The organism is Lysobacter sp. M15 (genome assembly GCF_022662515.1).
GTDB lineage: Bacteria > Pseudomonadota > Gammaproteobacteria > Xanthomonadales > Xanthomonadaceae > JAKPBU01.
Map to the genome: position 1 here is coordinate 115,385 of NZ_JAKPBV010000008.1, position 25,319 is coordinate 140,703.

The following is a 25,319-nucleotide window of genomic DNA, read 5'->3' on the forward strand; positions in this document are numbered from 1 at the left end:
GAAGACCAGCCCGCGTGGATCCGAAGACCGTCTGTCGCCCAAGCCGCGCTCTACCCATTGTCGTGCTGTCTCCAATTCATGCTGGCGGTCGGGCCATCTGCCCCATCGCCCTCTGGGCACACATCACGGTGCCGGAAGCGAACGAGCCCGGCTTGCACCGGGCTCGTGTTGTGCCGCAGACCACCGAGCGGTGGCAACCTCAGTCGAACTTGTACACGATCTCCGCCGCGACTTCGCGGCCCACTGGATTGGCGACGCAGTAGGCGAACCCGCCGCACCACTTGTCCTGGAAGTGATCGTCCAGGATGTTGTTGACGTAGAGGTTCAGGCGCAGCGCGTCGCTGGCCTGATAGCCGACGCTGGCGTTCCAGTAAATCCGGTCCTGGTTGTAGAACTTCACCAGTTCGCTCTGCTGGCCGTAGGTGATGCTGCGCTCGCCGTCCGCATTGACGCGCAGGTCCGTGCAGTCGGTCCCCACGTCCGGACGGAAGCCGCTGGGCAACGCGGCGCACTGGTTGTAGCGGTCGCTGCGCTTGCCCGCGGTCCAGTCCGCGTACAGCACCGTGGTCCACTTGTCGATATTCCAGGTGGCGCTGGCGCGGCCGCGGTAGCGGATGTCCCCGTCCTGGTCGATGGTGTTCTCGAAGGGATCGCCCGGGAACTGCGCGACCTTTTTACTCAACTGCCGGGTGTAGTTCAGCGCGAAGTCGAAGCTGCCCCAGTTGGCCGTCTCCCAGTGATAGCGTGAGGCCACGTCGAAACCGCTGACCTCCTGTTGGGCGCGGTTGATCGGCCCGATCTCGACCCGGGTGACCATCGGTGGCAACGGCCCCGCGCCGTCCGGATCAGGCCCGTCGCGCGTCACCCGGCCGATCTGCAGTGCGCACAGCGCGTCGCTGGGTGGTGCGCGGTCCGGCTTGTCGGAGGGCCGTTCGGCACCGTCCACCAGGCACAGAGCCTCGTCCAGCAGCACGTCGTCGGCGCTGACGTCGTCGATCGCGTTCTCGATGTTGATGCGCCAGTAATCGGCGCTGAGCGAGAAACCCTCGAACGCATCCCAGACGAAGCCGTAGGTGAACGAGTCGCCGGTCTCATATAGCAGATCCTCGGTACCTTGCCGCGCGATGGTCGGGTTGTCGACGTGGTAGGGATCGCCGTCGCCGCCCTGGCAGATGCTCTGGTTTTGCCGGTTGGGATCCGACAGGCAGGCCCGGTAATCGACCAGGTCGAACACACTTTCGCTGGGCTGGGCGTAGACGAAGTGCATGTCAGGCGCACGGAAGCTGGTGGCGTAGCTGGCACGCAGCAGCAGATTGGAGAACGGACGGTATTCCAGGCCTGCGTTCCAGGTGGTGGCCGCATCGTCGGCGACCGCGTCGTAGCGGTCGTAGCGACCAGCGGTGGACAGGGTCAGGTTCTTCAGCAGCGGGATCTTGAACTCCACGCCCGCCGCATAGCGCTTGCGCTCGCCACCGCCCTGCTCGATGTTGCCAAAGGGAGTGAAGTACGCCGGATTGGTGCCCAAGGTGTTCGGGTCGGGTGTGAGGCGGTAACCCTGCTTCGCCGCTTCCAGGCTGCCGGCGAAGCCGATCGGGCCCGCCCAGCCCTCGAACAGATCGCCGCTGATCACCGCGCTGGCCTGGGTCAGCCAGGTCTTCGCCTTCTTGTCGCCCATCACGAAGAAGCTGCGGTAGTCTTCGGGCGTGATCGGATACCAGAGCCGATCGTAGTCGGGAGTATGGATCGAAAGACCTGTACCCGGGTCGGTGCCGAGCGACGGGCCGAGGAAGAAGTCGGCGGTGCGCGCTTCATGCGCGGTCGGGAAGCGCTCGCGCAGCGAGTACTCGGCATGGCCGACCGCCAGGTCCCAATCGAAGCGGTCGTTGAAGATCGTGCCACGCAGTCCGGTCTGGAAGTCGAAGTTGACCTCTTCCGACTTGGTTAGCGCGTAGTCGACGCCGCCGATCTGGCTCGGCGAGAAATAGCGCACCATCGACAGCGAACGGCCCAGGTTCGGGTCGTAGAACGTGTTGCTGCCCCAGGCAGGCATGAAGGTGTTGCTCTCGCCGGTGGAGGTCCAGTAGCCATAGGTCGCCCAGGCCTCGACGTTGCCGAACTGCTTGGTTCCGTACAGGTAGAACGAGAAGTCCTCGCTGCCGTTGCGCAGGGTCCAATGCTCGAACACGGCGCGGTGGCCGCACTGCACGCCGGTATCGGTCGCCGCGCCGGTGAAGTCGTCGTACTGGATCCGGGGCTGGTAGAAGAAGTCGTTGTCGTGCTGCTCGCACGCATCCAGCGGCGGCGCAAGCCGCTCGCCGGTATTGACATCGACCAGGCGGATGGCGGTGCTGGGCAGGTTGGTCGCAACGCCCTGCTGCACGCCGCCGTAACCCCATGTGCGCCGCGGCGCATCGAATTCCGAATCCATCCAAGGCCGGTCGTGCGCCCACAACGGCTCGCGGTCGAAGTACTGCATGCTGTAGGTCACGCTCCAGTCCTCGCCGCTCTTGCCGCCGGACCAGGAAGCATCGCGCACGGTGCGGCCGCCCTCGGTGGTGGTGCCCCAGCGCGCGCGGAAGGTGTCGCCCTCGATGTCCTTCTTCAGGATGATGTTGACCACGCCGGCGACCGCGTCGGAACCGTAGATCGCCGAGGCGCCGCCGGAGAGCACTTCGATGCGGTCGACGATCCCGGTAGGGATGTTGTTGTAGTTGGCGAAGTTGCTCTTGCCCTGGTAGGGCAGCGGGTAGTCGGCCACGCGATGGCCGTTGATCAGCAGCAGGCTGCGGCCGGGGCCGAGGTTGCGCAGGTTGAGCGGGCTGGCGTTGACCGAGCTCTGGCCCCAGTCGTAGTCGTTCTGCACGTTGCCGGTGACCTCGGTGAGCGAGCCCAGCGCCTCGTACACCGTGGTGAAGCCCTCCTTGCGGATCTGCTCGCCGGTGATCACTGTCACCGGCGCCGGGCCTTCGACTTCCGAGCGCTTGATGCGCGAACCGGTGACCACCACGTTGTCGAGGGTCGTGGCCTCCTCGGCGGGGGCCGGGGTCTGGTCTGCATCGGCCTCTTCTGTCGAGGCGTCCGGCGGGGTCTGCGGGTCCTGCGCCGCGGCGATGAGTGGCGTGCTCAGCGCGAAGGCCAGGGCGGCCGCCAGAATGCTGCGGCTGGGCGTCGTGCAACGGGTCATGTCGAGTCCTCTCCCAAGGGCTATCGGTTTAAAGGTCCAGCCTGTGATGCGATTGGCGTGCCCGCATAGCCTGGGCCTGCCCTCCTTGGATGAAGACCTTAATCGCTAAAATCTCATGAAAATGTGATTCACTTTGCAAATTAGAACGATCTAAACCGCCGAATGTGATGAAATCGCTTACATCGATTGACCCGTCCGCCGACTGGCGCGACCGTGCGCGAACGGGCAGTTGGTCGGACCACGGCCCGTCTTGAGGAGACCCCGCCTTGCACCCTCGCCGCGAATTCCTGCGCCTGCTGGCGCTCTCCGCCGCCGCGCTCGGGATCGCGCCGGAACGGCTCCCGGCCGCGACCCTGCCCGCGGGGGAAAAAAACGCAGGCGCGGGCGGGGCTGGTGCACCCATGGTCCTGTCCACCTGGGACTTCGGCGAAGCGGCCAATGCCGCTGCCTGGCAGATCCTGGAACGGCGCGGCAGCGCGCTCGACGCGGTCGAGGCCGGTGCGCGCGTGCCCGAGGCCGACCCCGAGAACCATTCGGTGGGCCTGGGCGGCTATCCGGACCGCGATGGCCACGTGACCCTGGACGCCTGCGTCATGGACCACCTGGGCAACCTGGGATCGGTCGCCTGTCTGGAGGACATCGTGCATGCGGTGTCGGTGGCGCGGCGGGTGATGGAACGCACTCCGCACGTGCTGCTGGTGGGCGAAGGCGCGCTGCAGTTCGCCCTGGCCCAGGGCTTCGAGCGCCAGAACCTGCTGACGCCCGCCGCCGAGCAGGCCTGGCGCGAATGGCTCAAGACCGCCGAGTACCAGCCGCAGCCGAACATCGAGCAGATGGGCAAACGCCCCCCCGCGCACGACCGCATGCCCGGCGCCGGCGAGGCCAACCACGACACCATCGGCATCCTGGCGCTGGACCACGCGCGCCATCTGGCCGGTGCCTGCACCACCAGCGGCATGGCCTTCAAGCTGCGTGGCCGCGTGGGCGATTCGCCGATCTCCGGCGCAGGCCTGTTCGTCGACGGCGAGGTCGGCGCCGCCACCGCCACCGGCGTGGGGGAGGAATGCCTGCGCATATGCGGCTCGCACACGGTGGTCGAACTGATGCGTCAGGGACGCACGCCCGAGGGCGCCTGCCGCGAAGCGGTCGAGCGCATCGCGCGCCGCTATCGACCGCCGCGCAAGGATCTGCAGATGGCTTTCATCGCCCTGCATCAAGACGGGCGCTACGGCGGCTACGCGCTGCAGCAGGGCTTCAGCTACGCCGTCACCGACGCCGGCGGCACGCGCCACGTCACGGCGCCGAGCCTGACATGAAGCGATCCGCGAGCGCGCCAGACAACAGCGTCCGTGCAACACGGGCGCAATGGGGAGCGGGGAAATGCCGTTGCACAGGTCGCGCCGGGTCACGCTGACCGACGTCGCCCAGGCCTGCGGCGTGTCGCGCGCGACCGTCTCGCTGGTGCTGCGCGGCAGCCCGCTGGTGCACGCCGAGACCCGCGCACGGGTCGAGGCGGAAATGCTGCGCCAGGGCTACGTCTACAACCGCGCCGCCGCCAACCTGCGGCAGCGGGTGTCGTCGACCGTGGCCCTGGTGATCAACGATCTGTCGAACCCGTTCTTCGCCGAATTCGCCGCGGGCGTGGACGAAGCGCTCGGCGAGCGCGGCTACGTCACCCTGCTCGGCTGCAGCAACGAATCGGCGGAGCGGGAGCGGATCGTGCTCGGGTCACTGGTGCAGCAGCACCCGGCCGCGATCATCCTGTCGCCGGCCGAGGACAGCACCGCGGCCGGCGTGGCTGCGGCGCTCGGCCCGCGCACGCCCTTGCTGGTGTTCAACCGGGCGCTGGGCGGCACCGCTCCGACCGGATTCCAGTTCGACTTCCTCGGCCTGGCCAACCGCAGCGGCGCCCGCCTGGCCACCGAACACCTGCTCGCGCGTGGCCACCGGAGGATCGTGTTTTTCGGCGGCCATGCGGACTCGAGCTCCTGCCGCGAACGGCGTCTGGGCTATCAGGATGCGTTGGCCGCTGCCGGCATCGCGCTTGATCCGGCCTGGATGATCGAATCCGCGCCCACGCGCCTGGACGCCTGCGCCCGCACCGCGGCGCTGTTCGCGGCGGTGCCCGACGCAACCGCCGCGGTCTGCTACAACGACGCGGTCGCCCTGGGCCTGATGCTCGGACTGGCCCACCACGGCCGCCGGCCTGGGGTCGACTTCGCCCTGACCGGTTTCGACGACATCCCCGAGGCGGCGGTCAGCATGCCGCCCCTCACCACGTTGTGCGCCGACCCGCGCGAACGCGGGCGGCAGGCTGCGCAGATCGTGCTGGCGCAGGTCGCACCGGGCGGCGCCGTCTCGCACGCGCCGGTGATCGCACCGGTGCGCCTGGTCGAACGCGAGAGCAGCTGCCATGCCGATTTTCGCTGACGTCCCGATTGATCCCGATCTGCCCTACACGGACATGCCCCGATACCAACACGAAACCCGCAGCAAACAGGACGCTCACGGATGAACACCATCGTCTGCTTTGGCGAAGCATTGATCGATTTCCTGGCCGCGCCCGTGCCGGATCCGACACAGGCGCGCGTGTTCCGCCAGTTCGCAGGCGGCGCGCCGGCCAACGCCGCGGTCGCAGTCGCGCGCCTGGGCGGTACCTGCGAATTCGTCGGCATGCTCGGCGAGGACATGTTCGGCGACTTCCTGCTGCATAGCCTGCGCGAAGCCGGCGCGGGCACGCGTTACGTGCGGCGCACCGACCGTGCGCGCACGGCGCTGGCGTTCGTATCGCTCGATGCCAATGGCGAGCGCAGCTTCAGCTTCTATCGTCCGCCGGCGGCGGATCTGCTGTTTTCAGAATCAGATTTCGACCCAGCCTGTTTTGCCGCAGCCGGCGTCTTCCACGTGTGCAGCAACAGTCTCACCGAGCCGGGCATCGCCGCGGCGACCCTGGCCGGGATGCGGCGCGCGCGCGCGGCCGGTGCGCTGGTCAGCATCGACCTCAATCTGCGACCGGCGCTGTGGGCGGACGCCGCGCCGGTGCCGGCGCGGCTGTGGCAGGCGCTCGAAGGCGCCGACCTGGTCAAGCTGGCGCGCGAGGAGCTGGAGTTCCTGCAGGCCGAAGGCGGGCTGATGGCCGATGCCGTCGTCGCGCGGCTGCTGCAGCACGCGCGGCTGGTACTGGTCACCGATGGTGCGGCGCCGGTCCGCTGGTATACGCGCGCCCAGCGCGGGCAACTGCCGACGGTTCGGGTCGAGGCCGTGGACACCACCGCGGCCGGCGACGCCTTCATCGGCGGACTGCTCGTGCAGCTGCAGCGCGAAGCCGTCGATGCGCACGGCTTCGACGCCTTCCTGGGCGATACCGGCAGGCTCATGGAGGCGCTGCGCTACGCGTCGGCCTGCGGCGCGCTGGCGGTGACCCGCTACGGTTCGTTCGCGGCATTGCCCACGCACGAGGAAGCGATGGTCCTGCTCGGCACCAGCGCGGCCGCCTGACGGCGGCCTGCGCCGCGCGCGTTACGCCGCGCGCTGCTGCAGGTACCAGCTGGCCGCGCCGATCACGCCCTTGTGTGGGTGGTCGATCAGCCGCACCGGGACCCGTTCGAGCACCCGCCGCATCTCGCCCTTGTGGAGAAAGCGTGCGGCGAAATCGCTGCGCTCCAGCAGGCCCTGGATCTTGGTCACGATCCCGCCGGCGACGAACACCCGGGTCGCACCGGTCACCAGCACCGTGTCGGCCAGCAGGCTGCCGAACTGCGCGCAGAACAGTGCGACGGCCTCGACCGCCTGCGGGTCGCTGCCCGCTCCCGCGGCGTCGGCGACTTCCGCCGGCGTGGCGCAGCGCGTCACCACGCCTTCGATCGCGCACAGCGTCCGGTACAGGCGCAACAGGCCCGGCCCGCTCACCGCCTGCTCGACGCTGACATAGCCGGCATCGCCCTGCAGTCGCGCGAGCACCTGACGCTCGCGCGCGGTACCGGGCGCCAGCGATACCTGCCCGGCTTCGCTGGGCAGCACCTTCCAGCCGTCGCCGACCGGGACCCGTAGCGCCGCCCCGAAACCAGTGCCCGGACCGACCACGAGCACCGGCCCGGGCTCGGCGGACAGCGTTCCGGGCATCAGCGCGACGCCGTCCTCCGGGCCCATGCACTGCGTGGCATAGGCCACGGCGACGAAGTCGTTGACCGCGCAGGCGCGTGCGATGCCCAGCGCGCGGACCTCCGGCAGCGACACCGGCCAGGGCAGGTTGAGGCTGATGATGGTGTCGCCGCGGCGCATGCCGGCGCAGCCGATCGCCGCATCGTCCACCGCGCCACGCCCGGCGAGGAAATCGGCCAGGATCGGCGCCAGTCCCGGGAAGTCGGCGCACAGATATTTGTGCTGGTCGACGATCTCGATGCCGCCATCTCCACGTGCGCGCACCAGCGCCAGACGGGCATGGGTGCCGCCGATGTCGGTGGCCAGGAAGGGCTCGCGGATTGCCTTGTTCATCGTGTCGTGGGTCGTGTCCATTCGCAGTCTACGCAACCGCGTCGTGCCGCAATGCCGCGACCAGGCGCCGCACCTGGTCCTCGTCGCTGCGCAGTTCGCCCGCTGCCATGCCGAGGCTGGCCGCGCTGCTATGGCGCATGGCCGACGCCAGCACGCGCTTGGCCGACGCGTGGAATTCGCGCGCACCGGTCAGGCGAAGGAGTTGCGCGATGTTGCTCTCGTCGATCCCGGCGCCGGGCATCAGCACGATGCGATCGCCGGCCTGCTCCACCAGCGCGCGCAGCCTGGCCGCGCCCTCCGGCGCGCTGGCTGCGCCGCCGGAACTGAGCACGCGTTCGCAGCCCAGCGCGATGATGGCTTCCAGCGCCTGCGCCGGATCGCGGCAGACATCGATGGCGCGGTGGAAGGTGACACCCAGGCCAGCGGCCGCCGCGACCAGCTCGCCGCAGCGCGCGGTGTCGACATCCCCGTCGGGGGTCAGCGCGCCGGTCACCACGCCGTCGCAGCCGGCCGCGCGGCACCAGGCGATGTCGCCGAGCATGGTCGCGTGCTCGGACGGGCTGTAGGCGAAATCGCCGGCGCGCGGCCGGATCAGCACGTAGACCGGGATCTGCAGCCGCTCGCGGACCTGCAGGACCAGGGCCGGCGACGGGGTCAGCCCGCCCACTTCCAGCGCTGCGCACAGTTCGATCCGGTCGGCGCCTCCCGCCTGCGCGGCGAGCGCCGAATCCAGCGAGTTGGCTGCGATTTCGAGCAGCGGGCGCATCCCCGGGCGCGGCGCCTCATCCGGCGCATCGCTCATGGCGACAGGTCCAAGCGGACGACGCTGACCTCGGGATCCGGTGCCGCAGCCGGCAGGCGCAGGCGCAGCTCGCCGTCGCCCTGATCGATCCCGATACGCGCATCCGGATCCGCCAGCAGGCGGGCGCTGGAAACCGCCTGCGCCAACGGCAACCGCAACACATCGTCCCGCGGCCAGTCGAAGACGTGCAGGTACAGCCGCTCCGCTGCGCCGCCTTCGGCCGGCTTGCGGGTGATCCGGCCCCAGGCCGGCGTCTGTTCCAGCGGGGTCGCCGAGGTGCCATGGATGGCCTCCCCGTTGATTTGCATCCAGCGGCCGATGCCCGCCATCCGCTGGAGAGCACGCTGCGGGAACTCTCCTTCAGCGGTCGGCCCGACGTTGAGCAGGAAATTGCCACCCTTGCTGGCGCTGTCGATCAGGTGCCGCAGCAGCACGCCGGTCGATTTCCAGTCCGCCTCGCTGTCGTTCACGAATCCCCACTTCTGGTTCATCGTCATGCAGCTTTCCCAGTAATTACCGGGACCGAGGCCCTTGGCCGGCACTTCCTGCTCGGGAGTGTGGAAGTCGCCCGGCATGCCGGTCGGGCTGATGCCGGCCATGCTGCCTTCGCGCGAGTTGAAGATGCGGTTGTTGATGATGATGTCCGGCTTGAGCCCGCGCAGGAAGGCTTCGAGGTCGCGCGCGTCTTCCTGCGTCCACCAGTCGACCCATTCGCCGTCGAACCACAGCACGTCGACGTCGGCCCGTTCCACCAGTTCCCTCAGTTCGGTCTTCATGTCGCGCACGTAACGCGCCTTCTGCGCCGGATCGATCAGGGTCGGATTGAGCGCACCGGGCTTGCTCTCGCGCTGCGACGGATCGTGCCAGTCCATGATCGAGTAATACACGCCGAAGTGCAGGCCCTGGCGGCGCGCGGCCTCGGCCAACGGCTCGATCACGCCCTTGCCGTACGGCGTACGCCGGGCGATGTTGTAGTCGGTGCCCTGCGTGTCCCACATGGCGAAGCCTTCGTGGTGCTTGCTGGTGAGGATCACGTATTTCATGCCGGCGTCCTTCGCCGCGCGCGCCCAAGCCTCGGGGTCGTACTTCACCGGATTGAAGCGCTCCGCCAACCGTTCGTATTCGGCCTTGGGGATGTCCGCCTCCTCCATGATCCATTCCCCGTAGCCGCGCTTGCCCTGCCATTCGCCCGCGGGCACCGCGTACAGGCCCCAGTGGATGAACAGGCCGAAGCGGGCATCGGTCCACCAGGCCAGGCGTTCGGCCTTCTGCGCGGAGGTTTCCTTCCCGTGCGCCGCGGCCGTGGAACCGGGGGACGCTGCGGGCGATGCCGGTACGGGCGCAGGCTCGGCTTCCGGCTCCGGCGTCCGGCTGCAGGCCAGGCCCACTGCAGCGGCCAGCAGTCCGAGGGCGAGCAGGCGCAGGGCGGGCTGTGGCATTCGGGGTTCCTGAGGGACGTAGGGGGAATCGGGGGGCAACCGGGGGACGCGACGGCTTGCATGCGCCGGGGAGGACGTTAGCATTGGTCCAACCAATGGGCCAGAGTCCAAACAGGGGAAAGCATGCCAGGCCGCCCATTCCGGATCCCGCGCCCAATCCCGAGCCCCATTCCGCTCCTGCTGGCGGGGCTGCTCGCCCTGGGCGGTCCCACGCCGGTGGCGGCCCGGACCACGGACGCCTCCTCCACCGCCGCCGAGTCCGCGCAGGCCAGGGCCCAGCGCATGCAGTGGTTCGCCGACGCCAAGTTCGGCGTGTTCATCCACTGGGGCATCTATGCGGTGGACGGGATCGACGAGTCCTGGTCGTTCTTCAACGGCAAGATCTCGCACCCCGACTACCTCAGGCAGCTGCGCGGCTTCACCGCCGAGCGCTATGACCCCAAGGCCTGGACGGACCTGATCAAACGCGCCGGCGCGCGCTATGCCGTGCTCACCACGCGCCACCACGACGGCGTGGCGCTGTGGGATTCCAGGCAGGGCCTCAACGTGGTGCGCGATACGCCGGCCGGGCGCGACCTGGTCGGTCCCTTCGTCGACGCGCTGCGCGCCGACGGCCTCAAGGTCGGGCTGTATTACTCGCTGCCGGACTGGTCGTATGCCGATTACGACGTGTTCACCCGCCAGCGCAAACGCTACGACTTCAGGCGCGAACCGCAACGCTGGCAGCGCTACCTTGGCTACATGCGCGAGCAGATCGACGATCTGGGCACCCGCTACCGCCCCGACCTGTACTGGTTCGACGGCGACTGGGAGCACAGCGCGGCCGAATGGCAGGCGGACCAGGTGCGCCACGACATCCTGACGCGCAACCCGGCCGCGATCATCAACTCGCGCCTGCAAGGTCATGGCGATTACGCCACCCCCGAACAGGGCGTCCCGGTGCTGCGTCCGGCCGAGCGCTGGTGGGAACTGTGCCTGACCATGAACCGGTCCTGGGGGTACCAGCCGCGCGATACCGAGTACAAGGACGCCAACCAGCTGATCCACATCCTGGCCGATACCATCGGCATGGGCGGCAACCTGCTGCTCGACATCGGCCCCAGACCCGACGGCACCATCGACCCACGCCAGGTCGAGATCCTGGAGAAGATGGGGCGCTGGACCAACAAGCATGCCGAGGCGATCTACGGCAGCATGGCCGGCATCGGCCTGCCGCATTTCCACGGGCCTAGCACGCTCTCCAAGGACCGCCGGACCGTGTACCTGTTCGTCGACGGCCGCCCGAGCGGCGAACTGCTGGTCAAGGGCCTGGACAACAAGGTGTTGCGCGCGCGCGTGGTGGGCGGCGATGCCGAGGTCGGCCACCGCGTGCTCGGCAAGCACGACTGGAGCAAGGTCCCGGGACTGCTCTACCTGCGCGTGCCAGATCGCGCCTGGGATCCGGACATGACCGTGGTGGCGCTGGAGCTCGATCGCCCGGCCTCGCTGTTCGAAGAAGAGGTCAAGGCAATCGAAAGCAACGAGTAGCGCGCATCGCGCCCGGGCGGGAGCGGCGTCAGTCGCGAGCCCTCCCCGGACCCGCTGCACGAAAGCCAGAAAGCTCGCGGCTGACGCCGCTCCTACGCAATCGGAGACCACGATGAAGACGATGTTGGGTATTTCCACACTGCTGCTCGGGCTGCTGGCGGCCAACCCCGCCCGCGCCCAGCACGAAGAACATCCCTACGTCCCCGAGACCGATCCGCTGGTCGTGCGCAAGCTGGAGCAATGGCAGGACTGGAAGTTCGGTTTCATGATGCACTGGGGCCCGTACAGCCAGTGGGGCATCGTCGAGTCGTGGTCGATCTGCTCCGAGGACGTGGGCTGGTGCGGACCGCCCAAGGGCAACAAGCACACCGCCAGGTACGTCGACGACTACGTCGGCTACGTCAAGGCATACGAACAACTGCCGACCACGTTCGACCCCGTGAAGTTCGACCCGGATGCCTGGGCGCGCGTCGCCAAGGACGCTGGCACGAAGTACGTCGTGTTCACCACCAAGCACCACGACGGATTTTCCATGTTCGACACGCGCCAGACCGACTACCGGATCACCGCGCCGAACGTGCCGTTCCACACCAACCCGCGCGCGAACGTCGCCAAGGAAGTGTTCGATGCCTTCCGTGCGCAGGGCTTCGGCATCGGCGCCTATTTCTCCAAACCCGACTGGCACAGCGACGCCTACTGGTCGCCGCGCTGGGCCACCCCCAATCGGCACAACAACTACGACACCCGCAAGCATCCGGACCTGTGGAAGCGCTTCGTGAAGTTCACCCATGCGCAGATCGGCGAATTGACCCGCGATTACGGCGCGCTGGACATCCTGTGGCTGGACGGCGGCTGGGTGCGCGCACGCGACACCATGGACGACATCGCGCAGGGCACGGCCGGCGTGCCGTGGCCGCAGGACATCGACATGCCCGGCATGGCGGCGTTGGCGCGCAGGAACCAGCCCGGACTGATCGTGGTCGACCGCGCGGTCGGCGGCCGCTACGAAAACTACCGCACGCCCGAGCAGAAGATCCCCGACGAGCCGCTGCCGTACCCGTGGGAAACCTGCATGACCCTGGGCGACTCGTGGAGCTACACCCCCAACGACAACTACAAGCCCGCACGCCAGGTGGTGCAGATGCTGGTCGACGTGGTGGCCAAGGGCGGCAACTACCTGCTCAACGTGGGCCCGCAGCCCGATGGCCAGCTGCCTGACGAAGCGGTGCAGCGGCTGCGCGAGATCGGCGCGTGGATGCAGGTCAATGGCGAGGCGATCTACGCCAGCCGCGCGGTCGCGCCCTATCGCGCCGGCAAGTTCCGCTACACGCGACTGAAGAATGGCGACGTGTATGCCATCTACCTGCCGGATGCGAAGGAGAAACGCCTGCCGGCGAAGCTCGAAATCCCCGGCCCGGCACCGCGCGCAGGGACGCAGCTCGCAGTGCTGGGCAGCGACGCCGCGTTGGCATGGCGTCGCGACAACGACAAGACCGTGCTCGATGTGCCCGAAGGCGTGCGCAAGGACACCGCAGGCGCCTACGCCTGGGCGATCCGACTGCCGGGCGCGATGCAGGCCGCGCCATGAGCGCGCGCCTGCGCGCCGGCGCGTTGCTGTCATGCGGCGGCGCGTCCTGCACCATGGAACTGTCGTGCGAGCGACGTCACGTCCCCACGCCCACCCACGCTGTCGAGAGACACTGCCCATGAATCATTCCAGCCGCAGCGGTTTTGTCCTCGACCGGCGACGTTTCCTGGCTTCGCTGGGCGCGGCGGGGTCGGCCACGGCGCTGTCCGCGCTGCCTGCCGGTGCCCTGGTCGCGGCGGAAGCCGGATCGCGTCCGCGCCCGTCGCCCGCGCAGCTGGCCTGGCAGCGCGAGGAACTCTCGCTGTTCGTGCATTTCGGCATCAACACCTTCACCGACCGCGAATGGGGCACCGGCGAAGAGGACCCGAAACTGTTCGCACCGGCCGCGCTGGATGCGCGGCAATGGGTGCAGGTGGTGAAGGACGCGGGCTTCCGCAGCCTGGTGCTCACCGCCAAGCATCACGACGGCTTCTGCCTGTGGCCCAGCGCGACCACTGCGCATTCGGTGGCGTCCAGCCCGTGGCGCGACGGTAAAGGCGACCTGGTACGCGAGTTCGTCGATGCCTGCCGCGACGCCGGCCTGCGCGCGGGCCTCTACCTCTCGCCCTGGGACCGCAACCACCCCAGCTACGGCCAGGGCCGCGCCTACAACGACGTCTACATCGCCCAGCTCACCGAGCTGCTGGGCCACTACGGGCCGCTGTCGGAAGTGTGGTTCGACGGCGCCAACGGCGAGGGCCCGAACGGCAAGCGCCAGACCTACGACTGGCCGCGGATCCACGCCACCGTGCGGCGGCTGCAGCCGGACGCGGTGATGTTTTCCGACGCCGGCCCGGACGTGCGCTGGGTGGGCAACGAGAGCGGCAGCGCCGGCGCGACCAACTGGAGTCCGGTGGATCCGGCGCGTGTGCCGGCGCCGGGTGCGGGCGATCCGTGGACGATCGAGGCGCTGCAGCAGGGCGACCCCGACGGCGCGGTCTGGCGCCCTGCCGAGACCGACGTGTCGATCCGCCCGGGCTGGTTCTGGCACGCGCATGAATCCGACAAGGTGCGCACGCCCGAGAACCTGCTCGGCCTGTATTTCAATTCGGTCGGCCGCAACAGCAAGCTGCTGCTGAACGTGCCGCCCAATCGCGACGGCCTGCTCGATGCGCCTGACGTGGCGGCGCTGCAGGGCTTCCACGCGCGCAAATCCGCGCTGTTCGCGCACGACCTGCTGCGCGGCGCACGGGTGCGCGCCAGTGGCGGACGCGATGCCGAAGCCGTGCTCGATCCCGATCCCGACCGCCACTGGCAGGCGGATGCGGACGCGCGCAGCGGCTGGCTCGAGTTCTACCTGCCCGCGCCGGTGCGCTTCGACGTGGTACGCGTCGCCGAGGCGATCGCCCATGGCCAGCACATCGCCGCCTGGCGCGTGCAGCTGCATACCGGCAGCGCCTGGCGCACCCTGTCCTGGGGCAACACCCTCGGCTACTGCCGGCTCGCGCGGATCGCGCCCGTGCTCGGCCAACGCCTGCGCCTGCTCGTCGACTTCGCCTACGAGGCTCCGCGCATCGCCCAGGTCAGCCTGTTCCGCGATCCGGGCGCCGTCGCGCCGATCGCGCGGCCGGACGATCACAGCGACGCCGACTGACCCGAGTACGGCATGCGCGCGGCATCGCGCGCATGGACACGTCGCCCCTCAGCGTGCGGCCGGCACCAGCTCGACCCGGTCGATCGCCCACAGCGTGTGACGATAGTCGCCGCTGAACTTCAGGCACAGGTCGCGTGTCGGCATTGGCGATGGCAGCGCGATGTCGAGCTGTTCGGTCGCCGCATCGGTCTGCGCGACTTTTGCCGATGCCAACGGCCTGCCTTCGCAGGTGTTGCCGAACACCTGCAGTGCGGCCGGTGCGCTCGCCTGGTTCGGCGGCGCTGCCGCCGCGGACTCGCCGCCGAACTGGAAGTTGTATGGCAGGTCGACGATCTCCGCGCGCAGCGACGCCGCGCCCTCGAGCGGCGCCTGTTTCCACAGCCAGCACGGGCCGGCGATGTCGACCGGCACGACCGCGCGCTCGCCCTGCAGCGGTTCGTCGTCCTCGACCCGCAACACGTAGCCTTGCTTGCGGCAGGGCGCGAGTTGCTCGGCATCGCGGCTGCGCAGCAGCGCTGCGTCGATGCGCTGGCTGCGCGTCCGCGCCAGCGGCTTGCCGTCGAGGAAGGCATTGGCGGACACGGTCGCGGGCAGCTTCAGCTGCAGCGGCTGCGCGTACAGCTCCGACCGCGCCGTCGGCTCGCTGCCGTCGGTGGTGTAGCGCAGTTCGCCGAAGCCGGCCTGGTTGGCGAGCGCGACCTGCGCGCCGTCGCCCTGTGACTGGGCCTCGATCCGCACCGCGAATGCGCTGTCGGCCGCGCGGATCCCGGCGTGCGCGAAGCGTCGCATCTGCGGCGCGAGGCGTTGCAGGAAGCCGTTCCAGTCGCGCGATGCCTTCGGCGACCAGGCGACTTCCGCCAGCGCGCTCAGGCGCGGGAACGCCATGTGTTCCACGCGCGCCTCGGTGCGCACGTGCTCGGTCCACAGGTTGGCCTGGGTGCCCATGACATGCTTGGCCTGCTCCGCATCCAGCTCGGGCGGCACTGGTTCGAAGTCGTACACCGCCTTCAACGGCGTCGGGTAATCGTGGGCCGGCGGTTCGTCGACTTCCTCCGACTGCATGCGGTTGAGGTAGGTCACATCGCTCGGTGTGAGGACCACGTCGTGTCCCTGCCGCGCCGCTTCCACCGCGCCCTTGGTGCCGCGCCAGGACATCACCGTGGCCTCGGGCGGCAGGCCGCCCTCCAGGATCTCGTCCCAACCGATCAGGCGCCGCTCGTGCGCGACCAGGAACTTCTCGATTCGCTTGATGAACCAGCTCTGCAGCTGCATGTCGTCGGCCAGCCCCAGCGCCTTGCGCCTGGCCTGCACCTGCGACGAGCGCTGCCACTGGTATTTGTCGGCCTCGTCGCCGCCGATGTGGATGTACTGGCCGGGGAAGACCGCCATCACCTCGTTCAGTACGTTTTCGAGGAAGGTGAAGGTCGGATCCTCCACATTGAACAGCCAGGTATGCACGCCCCAGTCCGGCGAGACCGGCGGCGCCTTGCCGGTGACGCCAAGTTCCGGATAGGACGCGATCGCCGCCTGCGCATGGCCGGGCAGTTCGATCTCCGGGACCACGGTGATGTGCAGCTGCCTGGCGTATTCGACGATCTCGCGCGCCTGGGCCTGGGTGTAGAAACCGCCATAGCGCACCGGCTTGCCGACACTGTCGCGCCCGGCCTTGCCGGCGGGTACGCGCCAGGCGCCGACTTGCGTGAGCTTGGGGTAACGCTTGATCTCCAGGCGCCAGCCCTGGTCGTCGGTCAGGTGCCAGTGGAAGACGTTGAGCTTGTGCCGCGCCATCTGATCGAGCAGGCGCTTGATCTCTCCGACGCTCTGCAGGTGGCGCGCGGAGTCGAGCATGAAACCGCGCCAGGCGAAGCGCGGCGCATCATCGATGCGCACGGCCGGCAGCGTCACCGGCAGCTGATTTTCGCCATCGGCTGAGAGCAGCTGCCACAACGACACGCCACCGTAGAACAGCCCGGCCGCACCGCGCGCCCGGATGCGGACACCGTCGGACGAGACTTCCAGCACATAGCCTTCGGCCGACGCCTTGAGCTGCGGGTCGGTGATGAAGGCGATCGCATGACCGGCGTCGCCGGCATCGGACACCCTGGGCGCTGCACCGAAGCTCTCTTCCAGCAGCCGCGCGAACTGTTGCGCTGCCTGGCGCGCGGCGGGGTCGTTGGCGGCGGCGATCACGGGCGTGTCGGCGCGGACCGGAAACCCGCCCTCGCCGCGCGCCGTACTGGCCGGCATGGGAATCAGCGGCAGCGCCGGGACAGCCGTGGCGGGCTGCACCGCGGGCGTTTGCTTGGCATCGGCCGCCTGTGGGCCAGGCGCGTCGCCACAGCCGGCGGCCAGGGTCGCGAGCAGCAGCAGCGCCCAGGTCTTGAAGCCGCCAGTGTTCGATCCGCTTGCTCGCCGCATATCCGCCTCGCCCGTGCATGGTGATCGGGATTCTCGCCCAGCCCCGCCCGCGGGGAGGGTCGGGACGGGGCTGGCGAGAGGGTCCCACGCACCCGGCCGACCCTTCTCCGGCATTGCACCGGGGTAAGGGCCCTCACCCGCCTCCGGCGCTGCCGGGACGGACTCGGTTTGCAACGGGCGAGGGGCACGATAGCATTGGTCCAACCGCTGGACCACTTTCGGCCGGAGCCCATCATGCGCCTGCAAGGCAAGCACGCCCTGGTCACCGCCGCCGCGCAGGGCATCGGCCGCGCCACCGCGCTGGCCTTCGTCCGCGAGGGCGCGCGGGTGATCGCCGCCGATATCAATGCCCACGCGCTGGAGACGCTGCAGGCCGAAGCCGGCGATGCACTGACGCCACTGCGCCTGGACGTGACCGACAGCGCCGCGATCGCAGCCTTCGCCGCACTTCACCAGGATGCCGGCGAGGCGTTCGACGTGCTGGTCAACTGCGCCGGCGTGGTCCACGGCGGCAGCATCCTCGAGGCCTCCGACGAGGACTGGGAATTCGCCTGGCGGCTTAACGTCGGCTCGATGTTCCAGCTGATCCGGGCCCTGCTGCCGGGCATGCTCGCGCATGGCGGCGGATCGATCGTCAACGTCTCCTCGGTGGCGTCCAGCATCAAGGGCGTGCCCAACCGTTTCGTCTACAGCACCACCAAGGCCGCGGTGATCGGCCTGACCAAGGCGGTCGCCGCCGACTTCGTCGGTCGCGGCATCCGCTGCAACGCGATCTGCCCGGGCACCGTGGAATCCCCGTCGCTCGATGCGCGCATCGCCGCTCAGGCGCGCGAGCAGGGAGTGACCTCGGACGCGGTGCGCGCGGGCTTCGTCGCGCGCCAGCCGATGGGGCGGCTGGGCCGCCCCGAGGAGATCGCCGCGCTGGCGGTGTACCTGGCCAGCGACGAATCCGCCTTCACCACCGGCACCGCGCAGGTGATCGACGGCGGTTGGGCAAATTGAAGCAGGAACTAGTGGATCGGAACTAGGAGCATTGGGGAATTTCTCCGCCATACCAGTGCCGTCCGCTAGTTCCTAGTTCCTAGTTCCTCTTCACTAGTTTCTAGTCTGGATTCAATCGAATGAAACTGTTGCGTTACGGCCCGCGCGGCGCCGAAAAACCCGGACTCCTCGATGCCGAAGGCCGCATCCGCGACCTCTCCGCCGTGGTGGACGACATCGCCGGGGAGGCGTTGACGCCCGAAGGACTGCAGCGCCTGCGCGCTCTGGACGTCGCCACGCTGCCACGGGTGGAAGGCGATCCGCGCCTCGGCGCCTGCGTCGGTCGGGTCGGCAAGTTCGTCTGCATCGGACTGAACTATTCCGACCACGCCGCCGAAACCGGCGCCCAGGTGCCGGCCGAGCCGGTGGTGTTCAACAAATGGACCAGCGCGATCTGCGGACCGGATGACGACGTCGAGATCCCGCGCGGCTCGCGCAAGACCGACTGGGAAGTGGAGCTGGGCGTGGTGATCGGCCGCGGCGGCCGCTACATCGATGAAGCCGATGCAATGGCGCATGTCGCCGGCTACTGCGTGATCAACGACGTGTCCGAGCGCGCCTACCAGCTCGAGGGCACCGGTACCTGGGACAAGGGCAAGGGCTGCGACACGTTCGGTCCGCTGGGTCCGTGGCTGGTGACCGCGGACGAGGTGCCCGACCCGCATGCCTTGCGGCTGTGGCTGGAAGTGGACGGCCATCGCTACCAGGACGGCAACACCCGCACGATGGTGTTTCGCGTGCCTTACCTGGTGAGCTATCTCAGCCGGCACATGAGCCTGCAGCCGGGCGACGTGATTTCCACCGGCACCCCGCCCGGGGTGGGCCTGGGACAGAAGCCCGAACCGGTCTACCTGCGCGCGGGCCAGGTGATGCGGCTGGGCATCGACGGACTGGGCGAGCAGCGCCAGAAGCTGGTGCAGGCATGAGCGCCTCCCATCCCCTGCGCATCACCGGCATGCGGGTCGAAGACCTGCGCTTTCCCACCTCGCAGCAGCTAGACGGTTCGGATGCGATGAATCCCGATCCGGATTATTCGGCGGCCTACGTGATCCTGGAAGCTTCGCGGCCGGGCCTCGAGGGCCACGGCCTCACGTTCACGATCGGCCGCGGCAACGAGGTCTGCTGCGCGGCGATCGAGGCGCTGCGGCATCTCGTCGTCGGGCTGGAACTGGACTGGATCGCGGCCGACATGGGCCGCTTCTGGCGGCGCATCACCGGGGACAGCCAGCTGCGCTGGATCGGCCCGGACAAGGGCGCGATGCATCTGGCGACCGGTGCGGTGGTCAATGCGGTCTGGGACCTGTGGGCCAAGTCGATGGGCAAGCCGGTATGGCGGCTGGTCGCGGACATGACGCCCGAAGAGCTGGTCCGCTGCATCGACTTCCGCTATCTGAGCGATGCCATCACCCCGGACGAAGCGCTGGCGCTGCTGCGCGAACGCGAAGCCGGCAAGGCTGCGCGTATCGCCACGCTCGAGCGGGAAGGCTACCCCTGCTACACCACGTCCGCCGGCTGGCTCGGCTATCCCGACGACAAGCTGCGCCGGCTGTGCCAGGAAGCCGTCGACGCCGGCTTCGAATACGTGAAGCTGAAGGTCGGACGCGACCTGCAGGACGACATCCGCCGCCTGCGCATCGCGCGCGAGGTGCTGGGACCGGATCGCCGGCTGATGATCGACGCCAACCAGATCTGGGACGTCGGCCAGGCGATCGACTGGGTGCGCGCGCTGGCCTTCGCGCAGCCGTGGTTCATCGAGGAGCCCACCAGCCCGGACGACGTGGCCGGGCATCGCGCGATCCGCGAAGCGGTGGCGCCGGTGCAGGTCGCCACCGGCGAGATGTGCCAGAACCGGGTGATGTTCAAGCAGTTCATCGTTGGCGGCGCGATCGACGTGGTCCAGATCGATGCCTGCCGCGTGGGCGGGGTGAACGAGGTGCTGGCGATCCTGCTGATGGCGGCCAAGTACGGCCTGCCGGTATGCCCGCATGCCGGGGGCGTGGGCCTGTGCGAATACGTGCAGCATCTGGCGATGATCGATTACGTCTGCATCGCCGGAACCCGCGAGGGCCGCGTGGTGGAGTACGTCGACCACCTGCACGAGCACTTCGTCGATCCCTGCGTGATCCGCGACGCGGCCTACCTGCCGCCGCAGGCGGCCGGATTTTCGATCACCATGCGCGAAGACAGCCGCCGCCGGTACCTGTTCGGCGCCGCTGAGACTCCGCCCCGCGCCGCGATCGCCTGAAGGTTCGCCGCATGCTTCCTGGTCGCCGCATCGCATGACCGCTGCCCCCGCCACGCGGGTCGACGCGCATCAGCATTTCTGGCGCTATTCCGCCGCCGACTATCCGTGGATCGGTGCGCACATGCCCGCGCTGCGGCGCGACTGGCTGCCGCAGGATCTTCGCCCATTGCTGGACGCGCAGCAGATCGACCTGTGCATCGCGGTGCAGGCGCGCGCCGACGAGGGGGAGAACGCCTTCCTGCTGGAACAGGCTGCGGCGCATCCGTGGATCGCGGCCGTGGTCGGCTGGGTCGATCTGCTGGCGGACGACGCGCCCGAGCGCCTTGCCTCATGGCGCGAAGCGCCGCGGTTCAAGGGCGTGCGCCACCTGCTGCAGGACGATCCGGACGTGGCGGCGACGCTGGCAGATCCGCGCTTCGGCCGTGGCATCGGTGCGGTGCAGGCGCAGGAGCTGGTCTACGAGGTGCTGGTCCGCGGGCCGGCCCAGCTGTCCCTGGTGCCGGCGTTCTGCGCGCGCCACGACCGGCACTGGCTGGTGCTCGACCACCTCGGCAAGCCGGCGATCGGTGGCGAAGGCGAGGCCGAATGGCGCGGCCATCTGCGCACGCTCGCCGCGCAGCCGCACGTCCTGTGCAAGCTGTCGGGCCTGGTGACCGAGGTCGTCACCCCGCAGCTCGACGCGGATGCCCTGCATCGCCATATGGATGCCGCTCTGGACGCGTTCGGGGCCGAACGCCTGATGTTCGGTTCCGACTGGCCGGTGTGCCTGTTGCGTGCCGATTACCCCGAGGTCGCGGCACTGGTGCGCGACTGGACGTCGCGCCTGTCCGCAGCCGAGCAGGCGCAGCTGTGGGGCGGCACCGCCATGCGCTGCTATGGTCTGCAGCCGTGAATCCGCGGAACCCATACCGATGGATCTGAACCTGCAGGGCAAGGTGGTGATCGTGACCGGTGGCGGCGCCGGCATCGGCGGCGCGATCAGCCTGGCCCTGGCGCACGAGGGCGCGATTCCGGTGGTGTTCGGACGCAGCCCGCTCGACGCCGATTTCGAACGGGCGCTGCGCCAGGCGCAACCGCGCTTTCGCTTCCACCAGGTCGAGCTCGGCGACGCCGACGCCTGTGCACGCGCGGTCACTGCGACGCTGGACGAGTTCGGTGGCCTGCATGGACTGGTCAACAACGCCGGCATCAACGACGGCGTCGGCCTGGAGGCAGGACGCGATGCATTCGTGCAGTCGCTGGAACGCAACCTGATCCACTACTACGTGATGGCGCACCTGTGCGTGGAGGCGTTGAAGACGGCGCGCGGCGCGATCGTCAACATCTCCTCGAAAACCGCGCTCACCGGTCAGGGCGGCACCAGCGGCTATTGCGCATCCAAGGGTGCGCAGCTGGCGCTGACCCGCGAGTGGGCGGCCTCGCTGGCCGGCGACGGCGTACGCGTGAATGCGGTGATCCCGGCCGAGGTCATGACTCCGCTGTACCGGAAATGGATCGCCGGCTTCGACGACCCGGAAGCAAAGCTGGCCGGCATCGAGCGCCTGATCCCGCTGGGCCATCGCATGACCACCTCCGAGGAGATCGCGGACACAACCGTGTTCCTGCTGTCCGCGCGCGCCAGCCATGTCACCGGGCAATGGATCTTCGTCGACGGCGGCTACACCCATCTCGACCGCGCGCTGACCTGAGCGGGCCCGGCCGGCTGCCTAGGAATCCAACCATGCGCCACTGCCTAGCCCTGGACCTGAAAGACGACCCGGCGTTGATCGCCGAGTACGAGGCATATCACCGCGACGTATGGCCCGAGGTGCTCTCGCACCTGCGCGCGCACGGCATCCGCGAGCTCGATATCTATCGCCTCGGCACGCGCATGGTGATGCTGATGGAGACGGACGATGCGGTGTTCGACGCGGCGAAGATGGCCGCGGCCGAGCGCGCCAACCCGCGTATCGCCGAATGGGAAGCCCTGATGTGGCGCTTCCAGGCGCCCACGCCATGGACGCCCGACGGACAGAAATGGACGCCGATGCAACAGCTCTTCCGCCTGACCGAAACCGACCATAACACCATCCCGTAACTGTGGGGCGATCGACAAGCAACATTTCCTGGGAGGGAAATCGATGAGCACCAGCGCCTCCAGCGCAACCGAAACGGCCGGCAGCGGCAACTACCGCCTCGCCTTCGCCCTGGTCACCAGCCTGCTCTTCCTGTGGTGGCTCTCGTGCGGCCTGCTGGACGTGCTGAACAAGCATTAGCGATACCTGATCGCGGCGTCCAGCGCCGTTCCCGTTTCAGAACCGCGAGCCCTGCCATGCCCATCACAACCTCTACAAATCCTGCCTCCCCGTCCACCTCGCCGTTGGCGCACACGGCGACGCTCGCATTCGCGCTGATCGTCAGCCTGTTCTTCCTCTGGGGCATGGCCAACAATCTCAACGACATTCTGATCAAGCAATTCAAGAAGGCGTTTGAGCTGTCGGATTTCCAGGCCGGCCTTGTACAGAGCGCGTTCTATATGGGCTACTTCCTGCTCGCGATGCCGGCCGGCGTCTGCATGCGTCGCTTCGGCTACAAGGGCACATTGCTGATCGGCCTTGGGCTCTATGCCGCCGGTGCCTTCCTGTTCTATCCGGCCGCGGCGGTACACACCTATGGCCTGTTCCTGCTTGCGCTCTTCGTAATTGCCAGCGGCCTGGCCTTTCTCGAAACATCGGCCAATCCACTCGTCACCGTACTGGGCCCGGCCGAGAGCGCCACGCAGCGACTGAATTTCGCGCAGTCGTTCAACCCGCTCGGCTCGATCGCCGGCATCCTCGTCGGCCAGCATTTCATCTTCTCCGGTGTCGAACATACCCAAGCCGAGCTCGCTGCAATGACCCCGGCTGCACGAAATGCCTACTACGCGGCAGAGTCGGCGGCAGTGCAAATGCCCTATCTCGTCATCGGCGCCATCGTCGTGGCCTGGGCCGTGCTGATCGCATTCGTGCGCTTCCCGGCGTTGGCGGAAGACACCAGTCACGACGCAAAGAGCGGTAGCGCGCACATCGGTCGGCTTTTGCGCAATTCGCGATTCATGTTTGCGGTGCTTGCCCAGTTCTTCTACGTCGGCGCTCAGGTCGGTGTGTGGAGCTACTTGATCCGCTACGTGCAGAGCACCATGCCGGGGACGCCGGAAAAGAGCGCCGCGAACTTCCTGACTGCGTCGCTGGTCGTTTTCATGGTCGGCCGCTTCGCCGGCACGGCACTGATGCGGCGCATCGCACCCGTGCGGCTACTCGGCGTGTTCGCTGCGACAAACATTGCATTGACTGCGTTCGCGGTTCTCGTGCCCGGCGCCTTCGGCGCATATGCGCTGGTCGCAACGAGCTTCTTCATGTCGGTAATGTTCCCGACGATCTTCTCTCTCGGCCTCGATGACCTCGGCGATGACGACCGCAAACTAGGGTCACCGTTCCTGGTCATGGCCATCGTCGGCGGCGCGCTGCTGACCATCGCCATGGGCGCCACCTCTGACTGGATGGGTATTCACTGGGCGTTCGCGGTGCCGACTTTGTGCTTTATCGTAATTTTCTGGTTCGCCATGCAAGTACGCCGGCGCGGGCCGATCCCGACCGCAGCGGGCAACGGGTAATGGCATTCAACGTACTTGGGACCTCCATGCCGTCGACCTGCGTCGGCGAGACCAGCATTGCGAAGCCCGCTTGGTACGTTCGACGCCATCCCTTGGCCTTGGTGGCGACGAGCACGTAACGCGGAGCAGCCATGCCTGTCATTACCAACAACCAGGACCTGCGCCAGCTCGCGATGCGGCGCGCGCCGCGCGCGATCTTCGACTACGTCGATCGCGGCTCCTACGACGAGGCCACGATCCGCGCCAATCGCGCCGATTTCGACGCGCTCAAGCTACGCCAGCGGGTGATGATCGACGTCGACAAGCGCTCGACCGCGACCATGATGCTCGGCGAGGCGGTGGCGATGCCGGTGGGGCTGGCGCCGACCGGGCTCACCGGAATCATGCATCCGGACGGCGAGATCCTGGCCGCGCGCGCGGCGCAGGCCTTCGGGGTGCCGTTCACCCTGAGCACCATGTCGATCTGCTCGATCGAGGCCGTCGCCGCCGCGGTGGACAGGCCGTTCTGGTTCCAGCTCTACGTGATGCGCGACCGCGGTTTCTCCGCGTCGCTGATCGAACGCGCGAAGGCGGCCAACTGTTCGGCCCTGATGCTCACCGCCGACCTGCAGATCCAGGGCCAGCGCCACCTCGACATCAAGAACGGCCTGACCGTGCCGCCGAAGCTCACCCTGGCCAATGCGCTGGACATCGCGACCAAGCCGCGCTGGGCACTGGGCATGCTGGGAACAAGGCACAAGGGCTTCGGCAACCTGGCCGACGCATTGCCCAAGGGCGGCGGCGGGCTGCGCACGCTCTCGCAATGGATCGCCAGCCAGTTCGATCCGACCCTGAGCTGGAAGGATGTGGAATGGGTGCGCTCGCTGTGGCCGGGCAAGCTGATCGTCAAGGGCGTGCTCGATCCCGAGGACGCGCGCTGCGCCGTGGACGCCGGTGCCGACGCGGTGATCGTCTCGAACCACGGTGGACGCCAGCTCGACGGCGCGCCCTCGGCCATCGCCGCGCTGCCGCGCGTGGCCGAGGCGATCGGCGCTCGCAGCGAGATCTGGCTCGACAGCGGCGTGCGCAGCGGCCAGGACGTGCTCAAGGCCATGGCCCGGGGCGCGCAGGCGACGCTGGTCGGCAAGGCCTTCCTTTATGGGCTGGGCGCGATGGGACAGGCGGGCGTGACGACCGCGCTGGAACTCATCCGCAAGGAACTCGACGTGAGCATGGCGCTCACCGGCACCCGCAGCGTGCAGGAGATCGGTCCGCAGGTGTTGTGGAATTTGTAGGAGCGGGGGGGACGGGGGGCCGGGGCCGGGCCGGTTGCGGGGG

At 68.4% G+C, this 25,319-nt stretch carries 20 protein-coding genes; 15 read left to right on the forward strand and 5 right to left on the reverse strand.

From position 1 onward, the window contains the following. Positions 1 to 199: 199 nt before the first annotated feature. Entirely contained in the window at positions 200 to 3,184 is a 2,985-nt protein-coding gene (locus MC380_RS07475; protein WP_242102221.1) for a TonB-dependent receptor, read from the reverse strand. 266 nt (positions 3,185 to 3,450) lie between these two features. Between MC380_RS07475 and MC380_RS07480 the strand changes: the two genes are divergently transcribed. The 3 genes from MC380_RS07480 (at position 3,451) to MC380_RS07490 (ending at position 6,682) form a co-directional block, all read left to right on the forward strand. Next, positions 3,451 to 4,500: a N(4)-(beta-N-acetylglucosaminyl)-L-asparaginase gene (locus MC380_RS07480; RefSeq protein ID WP_242163953.1), complete on the forward strand. Its 1,050-nt coding sequence runs from the start codon at positions 3,451 to 3,453 to the stop codon at positions 4,498 to 4,500. A 64-nt stretch (positions 4,501 to 4,564) separates the two neighbouring features. Continuing rightward, a complete protein-coding gene (locus MC380_RS07485) occupies positions 4,565 to 5,614 on the forward strand; it encodes a LacI family DNA-binding transcriptional regulator (RefSeq protein ID WP_242102219.1) in 1,050 nt (349 codons plus the stop codon). An 81-nt stretch (positions 5,615 to 5,695) separates the two neighbouring features. Further along, positions 5,696 to 6,682 carry a carbohydrate kinase gene (locus MC380_RS07490; protein WP_242102218.1) on the forward strand — a complete coding sequence of 329 codons (987 nt, stop codon included), beginning with the start codon at positions 5,696 to 5,698 and terminating at the stop codon, positions 6,680 to 6,682. Between the two features lie 21 nt (positions 6,683 to 6,703). Here the strand turns inward: MC380_RS07490 and MC380_RS07495 are convergent, their stop codons facing one another. The 3 genes from MC380_RS07495 to MC380_RS07505 are packed head-to-tail and all read right to left on the reverse strand — an operon-like array spanning position 6,704 to position 9,919. Next, on the reverse strand, positions 6,704 to 7,699 hold the full coding sequence (locus tag MC380_RS07495; protein ID WP_242163955.1) for a glucokinase: 996 nt from the start codon (positions 7,697 to 7,699) through the stop codon (positions 6,704 to 6,706). 7 nt (positions 7,700 to 7,706) lie between these two features. Then, the gene (locus MC380_RS07500) at positions 7,707 to 8,480 is read right to left on the reverse strand and encodes a copper homeostasis protein CutC (protein ID WP_242102216.1); all 774 of its coding nucleotides are present in this window, start codon (positions 8,478 to 8,480) and stop codon (positions 7,707 to 7,709) included. Beyond that, a complete protein-coding gene (locus tag MC380_RS07505; protein WP_242102215.1) occupies positions 8,477 to 9,919 on the reverse strand; it encodes an alpha-L-fucosidase in 1,443 nt (480 codons plus the stop codon). The genes MC380_RS07500 and MC380_RS07505 overlap by 4 nt, the downstream gene beginning before the upstream one ends. A gap of 123 nt (positions 9,920 to 10,042) precedes the next feature. Between MC380_RS07505 and MC380_RS07510 the strand changes: the two genes are divergently transcribed. The 3 genes from MC380_RS07510 to MC380_RS07520 all read left to right on the forward strand — a co-directional run bounded on the left by MC380_RS07510 (position 10,043) and on the right by MC380_RS07520 (position 14,667). After that, positions 10,043 to 11,446: an alpha-L-fucosidase gene (locus tag MC380_RS07510; RefSeq protein ID WP_242163957.1), complete on the forward strand. Its 1,404-nt coding sequence runs from the start codon at positions 10,043 to 10,045 to the stop codon at positions 11,444 to 11,446. A gap of 112 nt (positions 11,447 to 11,558) precedes the next feature. After that, positions 11,559 to 13,034, forward strand: coding sequence for an alpha-L-fucosidase (locus MC380_RS07515; RefSeq protein WP_242163959.1), 1,476 nt, complete (start codon positions 11,559 to 11,561; stop codon positions 13,032 to 13,034). A gap of 118 nt (positions 13,035 to 13,152) precedes the next feature. Beyond that, positions 13,153 to 14,667, forward strand: a complete 1,515-nt coding sequence (locus tag MC380_RS07520) for an alpha-L-fucosidase (RefSeq protein WP_242163961.1) — start codon at positions 13,153 to 13,155, stop codon at positions 14,665 to 14,667. Between the two features lie 48 nt (positions 14,668 to 14,715). Here MC380_RS07520 and MC380_RS07525 read toward each other — a convergent pair whose 3' ends face one another. After that, on the reverse strand, positions 14,716 to 17,085 hold the full coding sequence (locus tag MC380_RS07525; RefSeq protein ID WP_242163962.1) for a family 20 glycosylhydrolase: 2,370 nt from the start codon (positions 17,083 to 17,085) through the stop codon (positions 14,716 to 14,718). Positions 17,086 to 17,319: 234 nt separating this feature from the next. Between MC380_RS07525 and MC380_RS07530 the strand changes: the two genes are divergently transcribed. The 9 genes from MC380_RS07530 to MC380_RS07565 all read left to right on the forward strand — a co-directional run bounded on the left by MC380_RS07530 (position 17,320) and on the right by MC380_RS07565 (position 25,276). Continuing rightward, positions 17,320 to 18,087: an SDR family oxidoreductase gene (locus MC380_RS07530; RefSeq protein WP_242102210.1), complete on the forward strand. Its 768-nt coding sequence runs from the start codon at positions 17,320 to 17,322 to the stop codon at positions 18,085 to 18,087. Between the two features lie 119 nt (positions 18,088 to 18,206). Continuing rightward, positions 18,207 to 19,052 carry an ureidoglycolate lyase gene (locus tag MC380_RS07535; protein ID WP_242102209.1) on the forward strand — a complete coding sequence of 282 codons (846 nt, stop codon included), beginning with the start codon at positions 18,207 to 18,209 and terminating at the stop codon, positions 19,050 to 19,052. After that, positions 19,049 to 20,371 (forward strand): L-fuconate dehydratase, encoded by a 1,323-nt coding sequence (locus MC380_RS07540; protein ID WP_242102208.1) that lies wholly within the window; start codon positions 19,049 to 19,051, stop codon positions 20,369 to 20,371. Before MC380_RS07535 ends, MC380_RS07540 begins: the two co-directional genes overlap by 4 nt. 34 nt (positions 20,372 to 20,405) lie before the next feature. Further along, positions 20,406 to 21,263 (forward strand): amidohydrolase family protein, encoded by an 858-nt coding sequence (locus tag MC380_RS07545; RefSeq protein ID WP_242102207.1) that lies wholly within the window; start codon positions 20,406 to 20,408, stop codon positions 21,261 to 21,263. Positions 21,264 to 21,282: 19 nt separating this feature from the next. Beyond that, entirely contained in the window at positions 21,283 to 22,059 is a 777-nt protein-coding gene (locus MC380_RS07550) for an SDR family oxidoreductase (protein WP_242102206.1), read from the forward strand. 32 nt (positions 22,060 to 22,091) lie between these two features. Further along, positions 22,092 to 22,448, forward strand: a complete 357-nt coding sequence (locus tag MC380_RS07555) for an L-rhamnose mutarotase (RefSeq protein ID WP_242102205.1) — start codon at positions 22,092 to 22,094, stop codon at positions 22,446 to 22,448. A 43-nt stretch (positions 22,449 to 22,491) separates the two neighbouring features. Continuing rightward, complete coding sequence (locus MC380_RS17900) at positions 22,492 to 22,626, forward strand: hypothetical protein (RefSeq protein WP_277929287.1); 135 nt, start codon at positions 22,492 to 22,494, stop codon at positions 22,624 to 22,626. Positions 22,627 to 22,682: 56 nt separating this feature from the next. After that, positions 22,683 to 24,002, forward strand: a complete 1,320-nt coding sequence (gene fucP / locus MC380_RS07560) for an L-fucose:H+ symporter permease (protein ID WP_242102204.1) — start codon at positions 22,683 to 22,685, stop codon at positions 24,000 to 24,002. 131 nt (positions 24,003 to 24,133) lie between these two features. Next, positions 24,134 to 25,276: an alpha-hydroxy acid oxidase gene (locus MC380_RS07565; protein ID WP_242102203.1), complete on the forward strand. Its 1,143-nt coding sequence runs from the start codon at positions 24,134 to 24,136 to the stop codon at positions 25,274 to 25,276. The last annotated feature ends 43 nt before the right edge of the window (positions 25,277 to 25,319 follow it).

Bases quoted from the DNA above. Each gene is read 5' to 3' on its own strand.
- MC380_RS07475 (WP_242102221.1), bottom strand. From the start codon at position 3,184: ATGACCCGTTGCACGACGCCCAGCCGCAGCATTCTGGCGGCCGCCCTG.
- MC380_RS07485 (WP_242102219.1), top strand. From the start codon at position 4,565: ATGCCGTTGCACAGGTCGCGCCGGGTCACGCTGACCGACGTCGCCCAG.
- MC380_RS07490 (WP_242102218.1), top strand. From the start codon at position 5,696: ATGAACACCATCGTCTGCTTTGGCGAAGCATTGATCGATTTCCTGGCC.
- MC380_RS07495 (WP_242163955.1), bottom strand. From the start codon at position 7,699: ATGGACACGACCCACGACACGATGAACAAGGCAATCCGCGAGCCCTTC.
- MC380_RS07500 (WP_242102216.1), bottom strand. From the start codon at position 8,480: ATGAGCGATGCGCCGGATGAGGCGCCGCGCCCGGGGATGCGCCCGCTG.
- MC380_RS07505 (WP_242102215.1), bottom strand. From the start codon at position 9,919: ATGCCACAGCCCGCCCTGCGCCTGCTCGCCCTCGGACTGCTGGCCGCT.
- MC380_RS07510 (WP_242163957.1), top strand. From the start codon at position 10,043: ATGCCAGGCCGCCCATTCCGGATCCCGCGCCCAATCCCGAGCCCCATT.
- MC380_RS07515 (WP_242163959.1), top strand. From the start codon at position 11,559: ATGAAGACGATGTTGGGTATTTCCACACTGCTGCTCGGGCTGCTGGCG.
- MC380_RS07520 (WP_242163961.1), top strand. From the start codon at position 13,153: ATGAATCATTCCAGCCGCAGCGGTTTTGTCCTCGACCGGCGACGTTTC.
- MC380_RS07525 (WP_242163962.1), bottom strand. From the start codon at position 17,085: ATGCGGCGAGCAAGCGGATCGAACACTGGCGGCTTCAAGACCTGGGCG.
- MC380_RS07530 (WP_242102210.1), top strand. From the start codon at position 17,320: ATGCGCCTGCAAGGCAAGCACGCCCTGGTCACCGCCGCCGCGCAGGGC.
- MC380_RS07535 (WP_242102209.1), top strand. From the start codon at position 18,207: ATGAAACTGTTGCGTTACGGCCCGCGCGGCGCCGAAAAACCCGGACTC.
- MC380_RS07540 (WP_242102208.1), top strand. From the start codon at position 19,049: ATGAGCGCCTCCCATCCCCTGCGCATCACCGGCATGCGGGTCGAAGAC.
- MC380_RS07545 (WP_242102207.1), top strand. From the start codon at position 20,406: ATGACCGCTGCCCCCGCCACGCGGGTCGACGCGCATCAGCATTTCTGG.
- MC380_RS07550 (WP_242102206.1), top strand. From the start codon at position 21,283: ATGGATCTGAACCTGCAGGGCAAGGTGGTGATCGTGACCGGTGGCGGC.
- MC380_RS07555 (WP_242102205.1), top strand. From the start codon at position 22,092: ATGCGCCACTGCCTAGCCCTGGACCTGAAAGACGACCCGGCGTTGATC.
- MC380_RS17900 (WP_277929287.1), top strand. From the start codon at position 22,492: ATGAGCACCAGCGCCTCCAGCGCAACCGAAACGGCCGGCAGCGGCAAC.
- fucP (WP_242102204.1), top strand. From the start codon at position 22,683: ATGCCCATCACAACCTCTACAAATCCTGCCTCCCCGTCCACCTCGCCG.
- MC380_RS07565 (WP_242102203.1), top strand. From the start codon at position 24,134: ATGCCTGTCATTACCAACAACCAGGACCTGCGCCAGCTCGCGATGCGG.